The organism is Kitasatospora sp. A2-31 (assembly GCF_022288725.1).
In the GTDB taxonomy this organism is placed as follows: domain Bacteria; phylum Actinomycetota; class Actinomycetes; order Streptomycetales; family Streptomycetaceae; genus Kitasatospora.
On the sequence record NZ_JAKNTA010000019.1, the window covers coordinates 99,471 to 115,651 of the forward strand.

At 70.9% G+C, this 16,181-nt stretch carries 18 protein-coding genes and 1 pseudogene; 8 read left to right on the forward strand and 11 right to left on the reverse strand.

What is annotated here, in order from left to right:
* Positions 1-96: 96 nt before the first annotated feature.
* The gene (locus tag MCM47_RS34805; RefSeq protein ID WP_238950948.1) at positions 97-477 is read right to left on the reverse strand and encodes a dihydrofolate reductase family protein; all 381 of its coding nucleotides are present in this window, start codon (positions 475-477) and stop codon (positions 97-99) included.
* Positions 478-855: 378 nt separating this feature from the next.
* Here MCM47_RS34805 and MCM47_RS34810 point away from each other — a divergent pair, with 378 nt between their 5' ends.
* Entirely contained in the window at positions 856-1,323 is a 468-nt protein-coding gene (locus tag MCM47_RS34810) for a peptidase inhibitor family I36 protein (protein WP_238950951.1), read from the forward strand.
* A gap of 417 nt (positions 1,324-1,740) precedes the next feature.
* Here the strand turns inward: MCM47_RS34810 and MCM47_RS34815 are convergent, their stop codons facing one another.
* The 7 genes from MCM47_RS34815 to MCM47_RS34845 all read right to left on the reverse strand — a co-directional run bounded on the left by MCM47_RS34815 (position 1,741) and on the right by MCM47_RS34845 (position 8,941).
* Positions 1,741-2,703 carry a S8 family serine peptidase gene (locus MCM47_RS34815; protein ID WP_238950953.1) on the reverse strand — a complete coding sequence of 321 codons (963 nt, stop codon included), beginning with the start codon at positions 2,701-2,703 and terminating at the stop codon, positions 1,741-1,743.
* A 411-nt stretch (positions 2,704-3,114) separates the two neighbouring features.
* Complete coding sequence (locus MCM47_RS34820) at positions 3,115-3,339, reverse strand: hypothetical protein (protein ID WP_238950955.1); 225 nt, start codon at positions 3,337-3,339, stop codon at positions 3,115-3,117.
* A gap of 40 nt (positions 3,340-3,379) precedes the next feature.
* Complete coding sequence (locus tag MCM47_RS34825; protein ID WP_238950957.1) at positions 3,380-4,342, reverse strand: hypothetical protein; 963 nt, start codon at positions 4,340-4,342, stop codon at positions 3,380-3,382.
* 72 nt (positions 4,343-4,414) lie between these two features.
* On the reverse strand, positions 4,415-4,645 hold the full coding sequence (locus MCM47_RS34830) for a hypothetical protein (protein ID WP_238950959.1): 231 nt from the start codon (positions 4,643-4,645) through the stop codon (positions 4,415-4,417).
* Positions 4,646-5,229: 584 nt separating this feature from the next.
* A complete protein-coding gene (locus MCM47_RS34835) occupies positions 5,230-7,338 on the reverse strand; it encodes a xanthine dehydrogenase family protein molybdopterin-binding subunit (protein ID WP_238950962.1) in 2,109 nt (702 codons plus the stop codon).
* Complete coding sequence (locus MCM47_RS34840; protein ID WP_238950964.1) at positions 7,335-8,339, reverse strand: xanthine dehydrogenase family protein subunit M; 1,005 nt, start codon at positions 8,337-8,339, stop codon at positions 7,335-7,337. Before MCM47_RS34840 ends, MCM47_RS34835 begins: the two co-directional genes overlap by 4 nt.
* Positions 8,336-8,941, reverse strand: coding sequence for a (2Fe-2S)-binding protein (locus MCM47_RS34845; protein ID WP_238950966.1), 606 nt, complete (start codon positions 8,939-8,941; stop codon positions 8,336-8,338). The genes MCM47_RS34840 and MCM47_RS34845 overlap by 4 nt, the downstream gene beginning before the upstream one ends.
* Positions 8,942-9,075: 134 nt before the next feature.
* On the opposite strand from MCM47_RS34845, the gene MCM47_RS34850 reads away from it, so the two are divergent.
* Complete coding sequence (locus tag MCM47_RS34850) at positions 9,076-9,474, forward strand: VOC family protein (RefSeq protein ID WP_238950968.1); 399 nt, start codon at positions 9,076-9,078, stop codon at positions 9,472-9,474.
* A gap of 164 nt (positions 9,475-9,638) precedes the next feature.
* On the opposite strand, the gene MCM47_RS34855 is transcribed toward MCM47_RS34850, so the two are convergent.
* Positions 9,639-10,331: an ester cyclase gene (locus MCM47_RS34855; protein ID WP_238950970.1), complete on the reverse strand. Its 693-nt coding sequence runs from the start codon at positions 10,329-10,331 to the stop codon at positions 9,639-9,641.
* A 475-nt stretch (positions 10,332-10,806) separates the two neighbouring features.
* Positions 10,807-11,196, reverse strand: a complete 390-nt coding sequence (locus tag MCM47_RS34860; RefSeq protein WP_045948181.1) for a VOC family protein — start codon at positions 11,194-11,196, stop codon at positions 10,807-10,809.
* Between the two features lie 216 nt (positions 11,197-11,412).
* Here MCM47_RS34860 and MCM47_RS34865 point away from each other — a divergent pair, with 216 nt between their 5' ends.
* The 4 genes from MCM47_RS34865 to MCM47_RS34880 all read left to right on the forward strand — a co-directional run bounded on the left by MCM47_RS34865 (position 11,413) and on the right by MCM47_RS34880 (position 14,814).
* Positions 11,413-11,622, forward strand: a complete 210-nt coding sequence (locus MCM47_RS34865) for a hypothetical protein (protein WP_238950972.1) — start codon at positions 11,413-11,415, stop codon at positions 11,620-11,622.
* A gap of 744 nt (positions 11,623-12,366) precedes the next feature.
* On the forward strand, positions 12,367-12,834 hold the full coding sequence (locus MCM47_RS34870) for a ricin-type beta-trefoil lectin domain protein (protein ID WP_238950975.1): 468 nt from the start codon (positions 12,367-12,369) through the stop codon (positions 12,832-12,834).
* A gap of 589 nt (positions 12,835-13,423) precedes the next feature.
* On the forward strand, positions 13,424-13,777 hold the full coding sequence (locus tag MCM47_RS34875) for a hypothetical protein (RefSeq protein WP_238950977.1): 354 nt from the start codon (positions 13,424-13,426) through the stop codon (positions 13,775-13,777).
* Positions 13,778-13,797: 20 nt separating this feature from the next.
* Complete coding sequence (locus MCM47_RS34880; protein WP_238950979.1) at positions 13,798-14,814, forward strand: radical SAM protein; 1,017 nt, start codon at positions 13,798-13,800, stop codon at positions 14,812-14,814.
* Positions 14,815-15,227: 413 nt separating this feature from the next.
* Here the strand turns inward: MCM47_RS34880 and MCM47_RS34885 are convergent, their stop codons facing one another.
* On the reverse strand, positions 15,228-15,386 hold the full coding sequence (locus MCM47_RS34885) for a metallophosphoesterase (RefSeq protein WP_238950981.1): 159 nt from the start codon (positions 15,384-15,386) through the stop codon (positions 15,228-15,230).
* A gap of 47 nt (positions 15,387-15,433) precedes the next feature.
* Between MCM47_RS34885 and MCM47_RS34890 the strand changes: the two genes are divergently transcribed.
* Both MCM47_RS34890 and MCM47_RS34895 read left to right on the forward strand, forming a co-directional pair.
* Positions 15,434-15,952 (forward strand): GntR family transcriptional regulator, encoded by a 519-nt coding sequence (locus MCM47_RS34890; protein WP_238950983.1) that lies wholly within the window; start codon positions 15,434-15,436, stop codon positions 15,950-15,952.
* Positions 15,925-16,181 (forward strand): annotated as a pseudogene (locus MCM47_RS34895) (PLP-dependent aminotransferase family protein); the annotation flags it as partial. The gene MCM47_RS34890 and the pseudogene MCM47_RS34895, both read left to right, overlap by 28 nt.

Genomic DNA, 16,181 nt, shown 5'->3' on the forward strand with positions numbered 1-16,181 from the left:
GGACGGATTCCCGTCTCGGGCCGGCTGCCTGATGCAGCCGTCAGGCACGGGCGTGGGTGAGAAAGGCGACGCCGCTGGGCAGTACCGTGTGGTCGGTCAGCGTGAAGGCTCGCGGATCCGCCTCGACCTTCCCCGCGAAGAGCGGGATGCCTGCGCCGATGATGACCGGGTTGACTTTGAGGACGAGTTCGTCGATCTCCGGTAGAGGGCTCCGGCCAGCTCGCCGCCGCCGACCAGCCAGATCCCCTTGCCATCGTGGGCTTTGAGTTCGCGCACCTTCGCGAGCGGGTCGGTGGAGACCACCTCGGCCGCCGCGTCCGGGCTCCCGGTCAGGCTACGGGAGAAGACGTAGTGCCGCAGGTGCGGATAGGCGGTCACGCCCAGCGCCGCGCGAGCCGGGCCCGGCAGTCGGAGCACCTCCAGCGTCAGTGGCAGGAGTAGGGCAGTCCTGCGTCCTGCCTTAACCAGCAGGCGCATGTCCTCAACGGTCGGCTCGCCGATTGGCCGGCGCCGCAAAAGCGTTGCGCAGAGGTGGCAAGACGTAGTCGTGTCGGCTGACAGGGTCGGCCAGGGTGTGCTTCAAGTTCTTCCAGGGAGCAGTCGCGACTCAGGGGTGGCGTCACCTCGCCATTGTCCTGTGCCGGTTCCGCGTGCGGACGCACTGCGGTTCTCGTCGCATTTGTGCTCGTTCGTGTGGGGATGGCGCCTGCAGATCCGGCGGCGACTCCAAGGATTCCGCTGACACTCCGGTAGGCAAATGAGAGGCAGCGTCAGAGGGGCTACAGTTGCGCTCACTTGTCGTCGCATCGTCTCAGACCGAGGCGTCGGCGGCTTTACTAAAGCGAGAGGACCACCATGCTGTTGAAGCGCGTTGCAGCTCTTGGAGCGATGACGCTCCTGTTGGCCGGTACGAACTTGGCAATCTCGAGCGAGGCACAGGCGGCGCCTGGTTACCCATCGTCCTTGGACGGCTGGTGCGACCAGGGCGAGGTCTGTTTCTACTACAACTCGGACAATGCGGGGGCCATTTTCGATGTGAGCTTCAACATTGCGAATTATGGTTTCCCTGTTGGCGATCAGTCGTATGCCAAATTTGTCTGCAGTAAGCTGTCCCGGGGGGATGCTCCGCTTTGCAATGGGGCGGGGCAGAGAGTGTGGAACAATGTGGCATCCGTATACAACAACAGCGGTTGTGATGTCATCGTTTACTACAACTCAAACTATGATCTGAGTCGTGCATACCAGGTCATCCCTCGATGGGATTGGGCCAATCTCAACTCGACGATGAAGAATCAGAACGCCTCGCACAAGTTCCTCTGCTGACACTCCCTGACAAGCCGCGTGCCCCACCAGGGCTGCGAGCGCCCGGAGGCAGCGCACCGAACGGCGTGCGTTGTCCAGGAGGCGCAGAGCCGCGTTGGTGGGGTGCGCCGCACCGCCCTCGATACGGAGGAGGACGCGGACGACCTCCAGAAGACCCCGCCCGGATCCCCGACAGCGCCCAGCCGAAGAGGTACGCGGTCTTGGTGCGGATCTCCGCGGCCGGGTCGCCAAGCAGTTCGAGGAGTGCAGGGAGCTGGGCGCGGACCGCGTTGTAGGAGCGCAGTGCGTCCTCGCGGGCGTCGACGGGGTGCCCCGCCGCGCAGTACGCCCGTCCCTCGCGCAGGGTCTTCAGCCGCTCCTCGTTGGTCTCGGTGGCGATCGTCGAAAGGCACGCCGATCGGCGCACTCTGAGCCCGGTCATCCGCCTGCGGTCCGGTGCAGCGCGCCGTACGCGGCCCGGGCGTCCAGCAGCGGCGGGACCACCGTCCGGCGCCGCCCGGAACCGGTGCGCAGGAGTGCCGCCCGTACCTCGGCGGGAGAAGCCGCGGGGAAGGCGGACAGCAGCAGGGCGACGGTGCCGGCCACGAACGGGGTGGCCGCGCTGGTCCCGGTGAGCGCCTGCGGGCGGCCGCCGACGCCGAGACCGAGGACCGCCTCGCCGGGCGCACCGATGCCGCGTCCGCCGATCGATCCGCCCAGATTGGACAGGTCCATCGGTCGCCCTCGCCGGTCGTACGCGACCACGGGGACGGTCCACGGGTGGCGGGTGAGCACGGAGGTGCCGACCACGCCCTGGTTCCCCGCGGCCACGGCCGTGATGACGCCGCGGTCGGCCGCATGGTCCAGCGCCCACTCCAGTTCGCGGTGCCCGGCGCTGGAGGGCCGCTCCGGCGCGACGCTCAGGTTCAGCACCCGGGCACCCGCGTCGACGGTCTCCACGATGGCGGCTGCGAGGTCCTCCGGCCACGCGGCCGAGACGAACCGTGCGGTGGCTCCGCCGGCGGTCCCGCCGGTCCCGAAGATGGGGCGCACCAGGAGCGTGCAGCCGGGGCAGATGCCGGGCGGATCCGACGTCCGGTTCGCGCCGAGCAGGCCGACCACGAAGGTGCCGTGACGGCAGGAGGGATCCTGGTCCGTACGGCCGCGGCCACAGTCGGCCCGGTGCCCGTTCCGGTTGCCCGTGTCGGCCCCCGCACCCCCGACGCCGCCGAGGCCGCTTACGCCGCTTACGCCGCCGGGCAGCAGGCGTAGGTGACCGCCAGCCAGTCCCGGGTGGTCGAGGGCGACGAGGCCGTCGACCACCCCCACGGTGATCTCCGGCCGGCCGGCGCTGCGCGCCATCAGGGACGTGAGCCCGACCTGGTCCAGCGGTGCCGTCATCGCATCGTCCTCGGTGCCGGAGGTCGTCGGCCGCGGGTCGTCACCGGACGTTCAGGCACGGCGGGTGGTGAACGAACGGCTCCCTGGGGACTCACAGTCCATCTGGCAGTCCTTCATGCACCGCTCGCAGCTGGCGCTCTCCGGCCCGCCACGGCATGCGGAGCGACATTCCTGCGGGCACTCGACCAGCCTGCAGAACCCGTCCTGCGGGACGATGGCCTGCCGGGGTCCGGCGAAACCGCTGCCGGACGTCGCCCGGTAGTGGCCTTTCGTCCGGTAGACCGCCGAATCGGCGGTGAAGCCCGGAACACTCATCTCACACCTCCTTGGTCCCGCACCGGCCGGGCGCGGGGTCAGCGGCGTCGTACGGGCACAGCTCGTTCGCCACGGCGGACCGGCGGACCGGCGGACCTAGGCGTCGCAGGTCGTCATGCACTCCCACCTGCACTCCTCGCAGGCGGCGCTGAAGGGATTGCGGTGACACTCACGCGAGCACAGGTGGCTGCACTCCAGCGCGCAGAGCCCCTGCGGGATGATGGCCGATCGGTGACCGGCGAGATCGCTGCCGGACGTCCTCCGGTAGTGGCGTTTCGTCCGGTAGACCGCCGAATCGGCGGTGAAGCCCGGAACACTCATCTCTCACACCTCCTTGGTCCCGCACCGGCCGGGCGCGGGGTCAACGGTCGTAGTAGGGACAGAGCTTGTTGACCAGGAAGGGGAAGGGCTCAGTCACGTCCACCCGGACGAAGAACTTCTCGCTCACGTCCGTCCGGCGGTGCGTGTAGCAGAGCACGACGTCGATGATCCGGCGGGCGCCGCTCAGTCGGGACTCGTGGAAGCTCACGCCGCTCAGCGAGGAGTCGGCGGCGAACGCCTCCACGGTCTTCTCGTAGATCCGCGGATAGCGGACGGCCAGGTAGTTGATGGCGCGGTGCTCGTCGGTGTCGCCCGCGTTATCGGCCAACTGCATCACGCGGCGCAGCAGTTCGTGGGAGGAGGCCCCGAACTGCTCGTCGCTCATTCCCTGGGGCTGGCCGATGGCGGCCACCAACTCGTCACTGGTGAAGCAGTAGATCTGCTCGAAGTTCACGACCGGGATCGTCAGGCCGTTGCAGAGGGAGGGCGGGGCGAGCGGCCCGCGGTGTCCGATGACCACGTCCAGGTCGGCGCCCTTGGGCTCCGGGCGGATGGCCTCGACCAGCCGGTCGAACTCCACCGGATCCCTCGGGCGGAGGATGTAGGTTTCGATTCCCTGCACACTCAGGACGTAGCACAACTGCCTTGCAAGGTAACGGTTCTCCGGCTGCGAGATCACCGCGCAGAGAGCTTGCCGGTCCGTCAGCTCCGCGCTCTGGGACCGGGCCACCGCCTGGGCGACCTCCTTCTCGACCGCCAGGCTCGGGAACAGGAAGTCGATCTGGCCGAGCACGTACACGTAGGCGTTGGCGGTCTCCGGTCCGCCGCTCTCCGCGGTGAGCGGCGCGGTGTCGCAACCGCAGTCCGCCGTGGCGACGGCGACGGTGGAGGCGGCGGCCGGGGCGAGGACCGGTTCGGCGCGGTCGGGCGCGGCCTGCGGCGGCCGGTCGTCAGCCGGGACTTTTGGCTGTGCCTGGAACTCCTGCTCCGTCGGCTGGTCCATGGTATGACTCCTCATGCCTTGCGGCTGCCTTGCGGACGCGGACGTGTCACGCCGGGTGGTCGCGGCCAGCAGTCACGATCGGTGACCCTGGCCCCTCGACAGCACCGCCCAGCGGTTGAGTGCGGCCGCTCGCCTTTCGCAGCCGCCGCAGGGCGTCTTGATCCCCATCGTGCTCGTCACGCGCCGGACGGCGTCCCCGAGGCCGATGTCCTCGTCCGTGACGAAGCCCGGCACACGCACCCGGTGGGGGCGATGCTCACCGTCACCACGACGGGCGTCGTCCCGCTTCTCGCCCTCGGTCATCTTCCTCACCCCTCGGGGGGGCGGCGGTCGCCGGCCGCGGCCGGCCGCCCGGGACTTCATGGGAACGGACAGTGATGAACAGCGTTGAAGCGTGGACACGTCGGCACGAGGATCCACACAGTCGCCCTGTCTCCAGCCTGCTCCCGTCGGGCACCGAGCGCACCCGGACGCGACGCCCGGGACGGGTGCGGGCTGCTCGCTCGGACGCGCCGCGCCGCCCGCGGTCCGGCGTGGCGCCCGCGGCCATGGCCAGGGGGCACGGACCAGGGGCACGGAGCGAGCGTCCGGGCCGCGCTTCGTGGCCGGTCATGGGGGTGGTCCCGTTCAGGGCGTTGGCGTTCACCGCCCCGGGCAGGTCCAGGCGTCGTGCCCGGATCCGCCCGGAGCGGTGCGGATGAAGCGCGGGGTGATGCCGCCGCATCGACGTCCTGTTCGCCATGCTCAGGACGGCATCCTCCGCCAGCCCCCCAACCCCCACAACCGGTTGACGAAGACCCTAGGGGCACCTTCAAGGAGCCAGAGCAGCTGGTCCTGCCGCCCGGACCACTCCACGAGGCACAGCGCCACCATCCGGGGCTTGCTCCTCACGGCCCGGGCCGCTGCTCCAGAGCGGGCAGGACCTTGTCCAGCGTGATCGGGAGGTTCCGCACGCGCACCCCGCAGGCGTGCCACACCGCGTTCGACACCGCGGCGGCCGTGCCGACGATGCCGATCTCCCCGATGCCCTTGGACCCCATGGCGTTGACGTGGGGGTCGTGCTCGGGCAGCCAGTGCGCCTCGATCCCGTCGACGTCCGCGTTGGCCGCGATGTGGTAGTCGGCGAAGTCGTGGTTGACGACGTGGCCGGTGCGGGGATCGAGCACGCTCTGCTCGTGCAGGGCCATCGACAGCCCCATCGTCATCCCGCCGACGAACTGGGACCGCGCCGTGCGCGGGTTGATGATCCGGCCCGCGGCGAACACGCCCAGCAGGCGCGCCACCCGCACCTCGCCCGTGTCGATGTGGACGCGCGCCTCGGCGAACTGCGCCCCGAAGGCGTGCATCGCGTAGCGGTCGTCGGCCGGACCGACGTCGCCGGACGCCTCGGCCCCGTCCGGCGGCTCGGCCCCGTGCTTCGCGCGGAAGGCGCGTGCGGCCTCGACGACGGCCGATCCCCAGGTCGTCATGCCCGAGGAGCCCCCGGCCACCGACGCCACCGGGTGGTCGGTGTCGCCGATCCGCACCTCCACGCGGTCCACCGGCACGCCGAGCGCGTCCGCCGCGATCTGCGCCAGAGTGGTCCATGTGCCGGTGCCGAGGTCGGCCGCCCCGATCTCGGCGACGTAACGTCCCCCCTCCCGCCGGATCGTCGCCGTCGACTTCGTCATGCGGCTGACCGGGTAGGTGGAGGCCGCGACGCCCGTGCCGACCAGCCAGTCACCACGGCGGCGCATCCCGGGCCGCGGATCGCGCCGCGACCAGTCGAAGCGCGCCGCGCCCTCCCGCAGGCAGCCGACGAGGTCGCGGCTGGAGAAGGGCTTGCCGGAGCCGGGTTCAACAGCGGGCTCGTTGCGGATCCGCAGCTCGACCGGGTCCAGTCCCAGGCGCTCGGCCAGCTCGTCCATCGCCACCTCCGGGCCGAACATGCCGGGGCACTCGCCCGGTGCGCGCATCCAGGAGGGCACCGGGACGTCGAGCGCGGCGAGCCGGTGCGTGGTCCGCCGGTTCGCCGAGGCGTACATCATCCGCGCGGGCACCCCGGTCTGCTCGGCGAACTCCTTGATGCGCGAGGTCTGTTCGACGACGTCGACCGCGAGCGCGGTGAGCCTGCCGTCCCGGTCGGCACCGAGGCGGCACCGCTGGACGGTCGGCGTGCGGTAGCCGGCGAGGGCGAACATCTGCTGCCGGGTCAGCGCGATCCGCACCGGCCGGCCGGGCACCGCGCGCGCCGCCATCGCGGCGAGCACCACGTTGACGTGCGGCTGCCCCTTGGACCCGAACCCGCCGCCCACGTACGGGCAGACGACCCGCACCCGCGCCTCGTCCAGACCGAACAGTGGCGCCAGGACGGCACGCGTCGAGTGGACGCCCTGGGTGGAATCCCACAGGGTGAGGAATCCGTCACCCGCCGGGTCCCACAGGGCCGCCGTGGCGTGCGGCTCCATCGGGTTGTTGTGGTACATCGCGGTGGTGTACGTCTCGTCGACGGTCACCGCCGCGGCCGCCAGCGCGGCGTCGACGTCGCCCTCGGAGGTGTCGGCGGGGAAGTCGGGGTTCACCTTCTCGGGCGCGTACAGGTCGTCGCGGTCGGCCCGCAGCTCGACGTCGTGCGCCTGCCGTGCGTAGCCGACCCGGACGAGAGCGGCCGCGTGCCGCGCCACCTCGGAGCTGTCGGCGACGACCAGGGCGACGACCTGGCCCCGGAAGGCGACCTCCTCGTCCTGCAGGACCGCCAGCTCGCGGTCCTCGGTGGAGGCCAGGCGTTCGGCGGTCGCGGGGGTGAGCACCGCGACCACGCCGTCGAGTGCCTCGGCGGCGGTGGTGTCGAGCGCGGTGACGCGACCTCGCGCGATCGTGGCCTGGACGGCGTGCAGGTACGCGGCGTCCGCCAACGGGGCGTCACCGGCGTAGCCGGCGGTACCCAGCACCTTGACCGCCCCGTCTCGGCGGGGCAGGTCGCGGCCGACGGCGTCCGGCTCGCTCGGGAACGTCATCGGGACTCCTCTCCCGCCAGGCAGCGCAGGGTGGCGGCGAGGGTTCGGCGCAACAACGGGATCTTGAACGCGTTGCCGCCGTCCAGCCCCTCGGCCGGCCGGGCACCGGCCAGTTCCGCGTCCGCGGCGTCCCGGTAGCTCCGCTCCGAGGCCGGTGCGCCCCGCAGCGCCTCCTCGGCCCGGTACGCGCGCCACGGTGCATGGGCGACGCCGCCGAACGCGACGCGCGCGTCCACGATCACGCCGTCCTCGACGTCGAGCGCCGCGGCGACGCTGACCAGCGCGAAGGCGTAGGACGCGCGGTCGCGCACCTTGCGGTAGGCCGAGCGGCGGGCGATCGGCGCGGCCGGCAGGTCGATCGCGGTGATCAGCTCACCGTGCTCCAGGACGGTGTCGCGCTCGGGTGAGTCGCCGGGCAGCCGGTGCAGCCCCACGAAGGGGACGGTGCGCTCCCCGGCCGGGCCGAGCACCCGCACCCGCGCGTCGAGCGCCGCCATGGCCACCGCCATGTCGGACGGGTGGACCGCGATGCAGTGCTCGGAGGCGCCGAGGACGGCGTGGTGCCGGGTCCACCCGCCGATCGCGGAACAGCCGGAGCCGGGCTCCCGCTTGTTGCAGGGGGTGGTGACGTCCTGGAAGTAGGCGCAGCGCGTCCGCTGCAGCGGGTTGCCGCCGACGGTGGCCATGTTGCGCAGCTGCCCCGACGCCCCCGACAGCAGTGCCTGCGACAGCACCGGGAAGCGCTCGCGCACCCGCCGGTCCGCGGCGAGCTCGCTGTTGCTGACCCCCGCGCCGATCCGCAGACCGCCACCGTCGAGCTCCTCGACCTCGGCGGGCAGGACACCGGCGAGGCCGACCACCAGCTCGGGCGCCACGACGCCCAGCTTGAGGTGGTCCACCAGGTTCGTCCCGCCGCCGAGGAACACCGCGCCCGGATTCCCGGCCACGCTGCGCACGGCGGCCGCGGCGTCGACGGGGCTGAGGTAGTCGAACGGCTTCACCCCGCCACCTCCGTGCCGGTCGCCCGGGGGCCGCCCGGCCGGGAGGCGCCCGCCCGCACGGCCGGGGAGGCCCCGGCCGCCTGCCGGACGGCGGCCACGATGTTGACGTAGGCTCCGCAGCGGCACAGGTTGCCGCTCATCCGCTCGGCCGCCTCGGTCCGGTCCAGCCGTGGCGATCCCGGGCCCTCGGTCACCGCGCTCGGCCAGCCCATGGCGAACTCGTCGAGCGCCCCGACCGCCGAGACGACCTGCCCCGGAGTGCAGAAGCCGCACTGGAGTGCGTCGCAGTCCACGAAGGCCCGCTGCACCGGGTGCAGGCCGCCGTCGGCGCCCGGTGGTCCGTCGCCGGTGGCCGCCCCGGCGGCGAGCCCTGCGGCGGTGACGACCTCGGCGCCGTCCTGGGAGACCGCGAGCGTAAGGCAGCTGAGCACGCGCCGGGTGCCGGACAGCACCGTGCACGCGCCGCACTGCCCGTGGTCGCACCCCTTCTTGGGGCTGGTCACCCCGAGCCGCTCGCGTAGGGCGTCCAGCAGCGTCGTGCGCGTGTCGACGGTCAGCCGACGCGTGACCCCGTCGACCCGTACGGTGATGTCCCTCTGCATCGCACGAGCGTCCCCGGCCCGGACGACGCCCACACGCCGCGCGGCCCGCCGTCACACCTGCGGCCGCAGGCCACGCCCCGGACGCGCGCGCCCGGCGCGGGCCCGTTGTCAGGGGGATGCCCTACGGTGGCGCCGTGGACGAGTACGGGAAGCGCGTCGAGTACGCGGTACCGGTCCTGCCGAGCCGGGACCTGGACGAGACCTCGGAGTTCTACGCCCGTCTGGGCTTCGAGCCGCGCGGGCGCTGGGACGGGGAGGAGGGCTATCTGATCGTCGTCCGGGGCACGGTCGAACTGCACTTCCGGTACGACCCCGGGGTGGACCCGTCGACCACGGCCGGCAGCTGCTACCTGCAGGTCCGGGACGCGGACGCGCTGCACGGGGACTGGGCGCGGCTCGGCGTGCCCACCGACCGGGCCACCGGCAGCCGGCTGATGCCACCCACCGACACCGGCCACCGGATGCGGGAGTTCGCGCTGGTCGACCGCAGCGGCAACCTGCTGCGGATCGGCAGCCCGTCCGGGCAGCGCTGAGCACCGACGCCGTCCGGAGGCGGGGCCGCCCAGCCGTCTGCCCGTCCGTCCGGTCCGAATACGAATACGCGCGGATCGGGGCTGCCGCGCCTTCTCGGGTCCTCCCGGGATTACGAGGACCGGCCGCACACGGGAGCGACCGGCCCTGCCTGTCGTACCAGCGGTCAGCCGGGCATCATGCCCATCTGCCGCATCATGGCCACCGCGTCCCAGCTCCACCAGCCTTCCTTGGCCTTGCCCTCCTCGAACCGCCAGATCGTCATGCCGGAGGACTCGATGATCTTGTGGCTGGCCGGGACGCCCATGTACTCGCCGATGTGCGTAGCGCGCCAGATCCAGCGGGTGCACACCTGATCGCCCTCGGCGATCTGGCTCCGGATATCGAAGGTGAAATCGAACGCGCGGCGGTAGCCCTCGATCATCTCCTTGACGGCTGCAGGGCCCACCGTGTCGCCGTCCACGGACGGGTCGTGGTCCCGGTAGTCCGGTGCGACCAGATCGTCGATGACGGACATGTCCCCGCCCGCGGGTTCCAGCAGCAGTCTGCGGGCCGCGTCCTTGAGGAACTGCTCGTCCCGGACCAGATCCAGGTTGGTGAAAGTGGGCGGCTCCTGGCACAGGGCCACCATCTCGCGGAAGATCCGGTCGGTTTCCGGCAGGGCGGAGTTGCGCATCGCCGCCTCGTACGAGGGGAACTCGACGATCTCCACGACGTGCCGGGCGTCCTCCCGGTCGGCACCGACCATCGTGTGGGTCGCGGTTCGCTTGCCCTGCGTCTGTTCGATCCAGGTGTCCATCAGCTGGTTGAGCTCGTCCGGCCGCTCCGTGCGGCACTCGACGATCTGCACAAAGGTCATCGTGAACCTCTCCTTCTGACACGCCTCGCCTACCGACGTGGCGACTCCACTGTGCCTGCGGGTGCGTCGCCTCGCGCTTCGGCGCAGGGGATCAGGCCCCGCCCCTGCATGCGACCCGCCAGCCGACGACGCGGCGCCGCACCGCCACACCGCCGCACGGCGGAGAGAACGGACAGTGGGCCATGCGTGGGACCCGACATCCCGCAAACAGCCGTGAACCTGGTCGGTACGGTCGAGCACTCCGTCCTGCAGCCTCTGCTGCCCCAGCAGGTGACCCGGGCCAGGGCCCTGCTGGAGCAGGCCACCGAGGGCGGCCCCGGCTCTGTTGGGGCTCCTCGAAACAATCGAGGATCTCCAGAGCCGCTCGCGTTCTCTACTTGATTGAGGGGCTCAACAAGAGGTCAGGGCCTCTCCTCGCAGCGTCACTCTGGCCCTGACCGGGCGTCATCGCTTCGGGGCGGCGGCGCCGGTTGTCTCAGCGGCTGGTGGGTGCGTTCCAGTCGACCAGTTGAACGATGACGCCGTTGGGGTCGCGGACCTGGAAGGCGCGCTCACCCCACTCCTCGTCCGTCAGCGGCATGGTGATCGCGACGCCTTCGGAGCGCAGGCGCGCCAGCTCGCCTTCGAGGTCCTCGACGACGAAGGCCAGGATCAGACCTGCGGCGTGCTCGTCGCGCTGGTCTGCCGGGAGGGACTCCAGCCCCCGCCGCAAGAAGATGACGTTCATCCCGGCGTCGTCGCGCGTCAGAGACGCGAAGCCGTCGGCGGCCATCTCCTCGCGGAACCCGAAGTGCTCGACGAGGAAGGCGCTGGATGCGGGGACATCGTCGACGTTGAGCGAAACGGCACTAGAGGTGATCTTCATGAAAACTCCTCCAAGATCGCACTGGGCACATTCCCTGTACGCCGTACAATGTACATAGTACGGAGTTTGATGGCAAGAGGACGACCCCACGCCAACGGAACGCCCCCACGCAACGGAACGCCTCCTTGCCGACGCCCGCCGCCGGGGTGACGTGTACGGGCCGTTCGACTTCACCCCGGAGATCACCATCGCTGCGCCGAGGGCCGCGAGGGCGCGGTGCGCCCGGACGGCCTGCTCTGGGTCGATCAACTCCAGCCCCATGCCCGCGACCGGCACGTCGCCAAGATGCTGCGCACCGTCCCGGCCGACGCCGCGAGGCTGGAAGACCTGGAGACCGACGGCTACGACGGCCACGTCCAGTGGCCGCTCGTCGATCGCGAGGCCGAGGCCATGCCCTGGTGGAAACCGACCGGCACCCGGCCCTGACCCATGCCACCACCGACACCTTGACGCCCGTCCCGGACTGCTGGGGCGCGGGCATCAAGGCGTCCGGCCCGCTCCCAGACCCCTCGCCTGCCGCGGCAGGCCGGGCCGGTGACCTCCAGCACGCGGGGCGACCGGCCGGCTGGAGGCCGCGAGCCGGAAGGCGATCCCGGCCTCGACGGCGGCACGCCGCGCCCGCAGCAGTTCGGTCAGGCCGGCCGAGACGGCCCCTGGCGTGGCCGCACCCGGAGAGCGTGCAGGTGGTGATCCATGACGAGAAGGACGACTGCTTCGGACTGTGGATCGTGCAGGAGGGCGCCCTGGCAGAAGCGTCGCTCCCGGCCACAGGCGTTACTACACTTCCGCGTCGGCTGCCTGCGACCCGCCGGAGCCGGGCGTGCCGTGGCGGCCGGAGACGGTAGAGACAGCCGCTCCGGGCTTGATCTTCGCGTCGCGCCAGGACCAGCTTCCCGCCTGGTCAAGCTGCGGGAGAGGCGCGCAGGCTAATGACCCTGAAAGCGTGAGCGGGGCCGTTTGTCTGACAGCTGCTTGGGGCGGGTCCGGTAGCTCTGAGCTGTGAGTTTCGCCCGGGTGATCCACTACTCATTCGGATGAATACGTACGGCTCGGCTTCTGGTGCGATACCGACGAGTGATAACAATTCTCTGCATGCTCGAACCGAGCAGCTAATTAGTATCATGATCGCACACGAATTGCACATGTTGCATCGAGAACGGATTCATTCTCATGGCATTCGCCCTCCGGAAGACACTCGCCCTCACCGCCCTGACGCTGACAGCCTCCTTCCTCCCGGTCGGGAACGCCGAGGCCGCGCCGGCGCTGCACCCGGGCGTCTACTGCCTGGCCGACGCCTGGGGCACGCCGAACGTCGGCACCAAGCCCTGCGACGCCGGAGACCAGGGCCAGCACTGGGCCGTGACCGGTGACCAGATCGCCCTGGCCAACGCCCGGGCCTACTGTCTCGCCAACCCCTGGGGCACCCAGGGCCTCGGCACCAAGGCCTGCGACGGCCGTGACCCGGGCCAGTACTGGAGCGTCCAGGGCGACAGGATCTTCCTCACCAATGCCCCGGCCTACTGCCTCGCCAACGCCTACGGCACGCCGAACGTCGGCACCAAGCCGTGCGACGTGAACGACCCCGGCCAGCACTGGGTGGTCTTCGGCGACCAGATCAGCCTGGCATACGCCGGATGATCTCCTCCCGCTGCCCGAGGCCGGTCCACCCGGCCCGGGCAGCGGGTTACAGGGGGGGAATTGCAGAATTGCACGCTCGGAAGTTCTCGGTTTCAGAGCGCGGGTAATAGGGCTGCGTCAATACGAGTATGCGGTCGCTTTCGCGCGCGCAGGGAGGTGTCCCCTTCACATCCAGTTCGGCTTGAAACGTTCACTCCAACGGGTGACTGTGTCATCCACCGTCGCCGAGAAGTACCAGCCCGCGAAGCCCTGGCCGCCCTTCGCTCAGTTGAACTTCCGCGCCACTCAGCCGCCTCGAACCGCCGGTTCCACCCATGCCCCAGCGGGAGCCGGCGGACCACACCGGTATCCACGAACCCGGGCTCGAACTCCACCCGCACGGCATCGCCGGCGTGACCGACCGGTACCTACCGGCGGGCGCCGCGGCGCCGACGCCCGAAGAACGCCCGAACCCGGTAGCACAGACATGCCCTGCGGCCGTTATAGGACCTGCGGCATCCGACTTCACCCGCATGGTGGCTTGCCCGGCCCAGCGGATCGTATACAGACTTCCTCCCGAACTTCCCTTCCCTCTTACCGAAGGACAGCGATGACCGACCCCAAGCGCGGATCCGAGGCCCTCATGGAAGCCTGGCGCAAGGCCGGCCAGCCGATCAGCGACGAGTTCGTCTCCGGCCTGGCCGACATCACGTCCGAGCTCGCCCTGGAGCGGATCCTCATCCGCGGCATCCCCCGCCCCGACGTCCTGCAGGCCACGTTCCGGGCCGACGGCAACAGCCACGGCGCACAGATCGGTTCGGTAGTTCAGCAGTTGGTCGACCTGGCCCACCGAACGGAGGTCGCCGACCACACCTCCCTCACCTGGCAGACCCGCGGGCTTCCGCCGGTGATCGACAGCCAGGTCATCGAGGTGTCCGTCGGGGTCGCCAACCGCGCCCGCTGATCCCCCGCCCGGGCACCTCGATGACCCTCCCCGGCCGGGCCGTCCTGCAGGTCCACCCCACCCGGCGCTGCAACCTCCGTTGCCTGCACTGCTACTCCTCATCCGGGCCGGACGTCGCGGAGACCACCCCGCTGCCCGTCCTGCAACGGGCGGTGGCCGACGCCGCAGCCCTGGGATACGACGTGCTCGGGGTGTCGGGCGGCGAGCCGACGCTCTACCGGCCGCTGGACGACCTGCTGCGCACGGCCCGCTCACAGGGCATGCGAACCACCGTCACCAGCAACGGCATGTTGCTCACCGACCGTCGGCTGTCCGAACTGTCGGGTCTGGTGGATGTGTTGGCCATCTCACTGGACGGCGTTCCGGACAGTCACGTGCGGATGCGCCAGGATCCCCGGAGTTTCGCGGCCATGGAGCGCAGGCTCCCGCTCGTCCGGGCCTCAGGGATCCCCTTCGGCTTCATCTTCACCCTGACCCAGTTCAACATCCACGAGCTGGCCTGGGTCGCCGACTTCGCCGTCACCGCGGGCGCTGCCCTGCTGCAGATTCACCCGCTCGAGGCCGAGGGCAACGCGGTGGGAGCCCTACCCGACGCGGTGCCCGACGTCACCGAGATGCTCTTCTCGGTGCTGGAAGCAGCACGCCTGCGGACATCGACGGACCTCGTCATCCAGCTCGACCTGGTGGAACGCGGGAACCTCATCTCCCAGGCCGACCGCTTTCTCCTCGGCGACAGTGGTGACGAGGGTGACGCTCAGGGGGACGGGCCGGTCGAGCGGCTCAGCTCCTGGCTGTCACCGCTCGTGGTCGAGACGGACGGAACGGTCGTGCCCTTCGCCTACGGGTTCGACCGCCAGTTCGCCCTCGGCAACCTTCACGAGGCACCGCTGTCCGCCCAGGCCCGCAACTGGGACCCGGTCCCCTTCCGCGACCTGTGCCGGAGGGTTCACACCGACCTGTCAGGTAAGCACGGACCCGCCTTCGCGAACTGGTACGACGAGGTCACCCGCGCCTCGCGGGCAAGCCTCGCCAGTTGAGCGGACAAGCCTGCGGCCCGGTGCCACCAGCGAAGGCCGCCAGACTGTGCGCTCACACTGGCGGTGCCCTCAATCACCTGGGCGTCCCAGCCGCGGCTCCTTACGTTCGAGGTGCGTGTCGGTCGTCAGACGACGTTCCGGTGATGGCTCGCCAGGCGTCCGCGGTCGTCGAGGACGTGGAAGGCGAGGGCGGGGCTGGGTGGAAGCCGACCAGGACGGGCAGTCCTTGCCCGGCACGGAGGAGTCGCACAGGGCGATGGTGGACCTGTCCGTGCGGTGGACCTGGTCGACGGCCGCCGTCGAGGCCTCCTCCCCGAGCAGGTGCCGACGAAAGGCGCTGCGTCGGCGTGGTTACCCGGGGGCACACCAGCACCGGGTGCCGGAACGCCGGCAGCCGGCGGGCCTGCTCGTACTCAACAGGGCAGGCCGTGGTCCGCGACGTCACCGGTCGCCACGACGGCGTCGAGGTCGTAGGGCATGGCGTTCAGGTAGTCCATGACCGCCCTGGTGCGGTCGGCGCTGCGCTGCTCGCCGTCGAGATGGGTGTCGCCGAGGTGGGCCGTCACGATCATATCCGCGAGCCTAGGCGGCAACTGGACCATCTGTAAGATCCAACTCCATGTCGAGGAATCGGTCCAGTTCCGGGTTCGACCTCCACGTCGAGATCGCCGCCGCCAGGGGACGGCGGTCAGGGCTGGAGGCGACTCTGCGGGAGGCGATCCGGTCGGGGCGGCTGCTGCTCGGCAGCCGGCTGCCGTCCACCCGCACGCTGGCCGGAGAGCTGGGGTTCGCGCGGGGCACCGTGACCGCCGCCTACGACCAGCTCGCAGAGGAGGGCTATCTGACGGTGCGTCCCGCCTCGGGCACACGTGTCGCCGAGGTACCGGTCGGCGATCCCGTGCCCGCCGCCCCGGTCACCGCCCCGGCGTCGGTCTGTCATGACCTGCGGCCCGGGCTTCCCGACCTCAGCGCGTTCCCCACGCGGGCCTGGCTCCAGGCGGCCCGCCGGGTCCTGGTCACCGCCCCCGCCCGGACCTTCGGCGCCGGGGACCCCCAGGGTCACCCCGCCTGCGGGCCGCGCTCGCCGACTACGTCGGCCGGACCCGGGGCGTGCTCACCACCCCCGAACAAGTCGTGATCACCACCGGCTTCTACCAGTCGGTCGGCCTGCTGGGCCGCGTCCCGGCGGCGGAGGGCGTCACCACCGTCGCCATGGAGGACCCCGGCCACAACACCTACCGCGAGGTGGTCCGGCGCGTCGGGCTCACCACGTCGGCGCTCACCGTCGACGCGGGAGGCGCCCGCCCGCGGGTGCGCTTCGGCCAGAACGGCACGGTCGCGGCGAACGACCCGGTCGAGCAGGAGAA

Coding starts and splice junctions, on each gene's coding strand:
- MCM47_RS34890 (WP_238950983.1), top strand. CDS start 15,434: ATGTCGAGGAATCGGTCCAGTTCCGGGTTCGACCTCCACGTCGAGATC.
- MCM47_RS34825 (WP_238950957.1), bottom strand. CDS start 4,342: ATGGACCAGCCGACGGAGCAGGAGTTCCAGGCACAGCCAAAAGTCCCG.
- MCM47_RS34830 (WP_238950959.1), bottom strand. CDS start 4,645: ATGACCGAGGGCGAGAAGCGGGACGACGCCCGTCGTGGTGACGGTGAG.
- MCM47_RS34845 (WP_238950966.1), bottom strand. CDS start 8,941: ATGCAGAGGGACATCACCGTACGGGTCGACGGGGTCACGCGTCGGCTG.
- MCM47_RS34835 (WP_238950962.1), bottom strand. CDS start 7,338: ATGACGTTCCCGAGCGAGCCGGACGCCGTCGGCCGCGACCTGCCCCGC.
- MCM47_RS34805 (WP_238950948.1), bottom strand. CDS start 477: ATGCGCCTGCTGGTTAAGGCAGGACGCAGGACTGCCCTACTCCTGCCA.
- MCM47_RS34870 (WP_238950975.1), top strand. CDS start 12,367: ATGGCATTCGCCCTCCGGAAGACACTCGCCCTCACCGCCCTGACGCTG.
- MCM47_RS34860 (WP_045948181.1), bottom strand. CDS start 11,196: ATGAAGATCACCTCTAGTGCCGTTTCGCTCAACGTCGACGATGTCCCC.
- MCM47_RS34820 (WP_238950955.1), bottom strand. CDS start 3,339: ATGAGTGTTCCGGGCTTCACCGCCGATTCGGCGGTCTACCGGACGAAA.
- MCM47_RS34815 (WP_238950953.1), bottom strand. CDS start 2,703: ATGACGGCACCGCTGGACCAGGTCGGGCTCACGTCCCTGATGGCGCGC.
- MCM47_RS34810 (WP_238950951.1), top strand. CDS start 856: ATGCTGTTGAAGCGCGTTGCAGCTCTTGGAGCGATGACGCTCCTGTTG.
- MCM47_RS34880 (WP_238950979.1), top strand. CDS start 13,798: ATGACCCTCCCCGGCCGGGCCGTCCTGCAGGTCCACCCCACCCGGCGC.
- MCM47_RS34855 (WP_238950970.1), bottom strand. CDS start 10,331: ATGACCTTTGTGCAGATCGTCGAGTGCCGCACGGAGCGGCCGGACGAG.
- MCM47_RS34885 (WP_238950981.1), bottom strand. CDS start 15,386: ATGATCGTGACGGCCCACCTCGGCGACACCCATCTCGACGGCGAGCAG.
- MCM47_RS34875 (WP_238950977.1), top strand. CDS start 13,424: ATGACCGACCCCAAGCGCGGATCCGAGGCCCTCATGGAAGCCTGGCGC.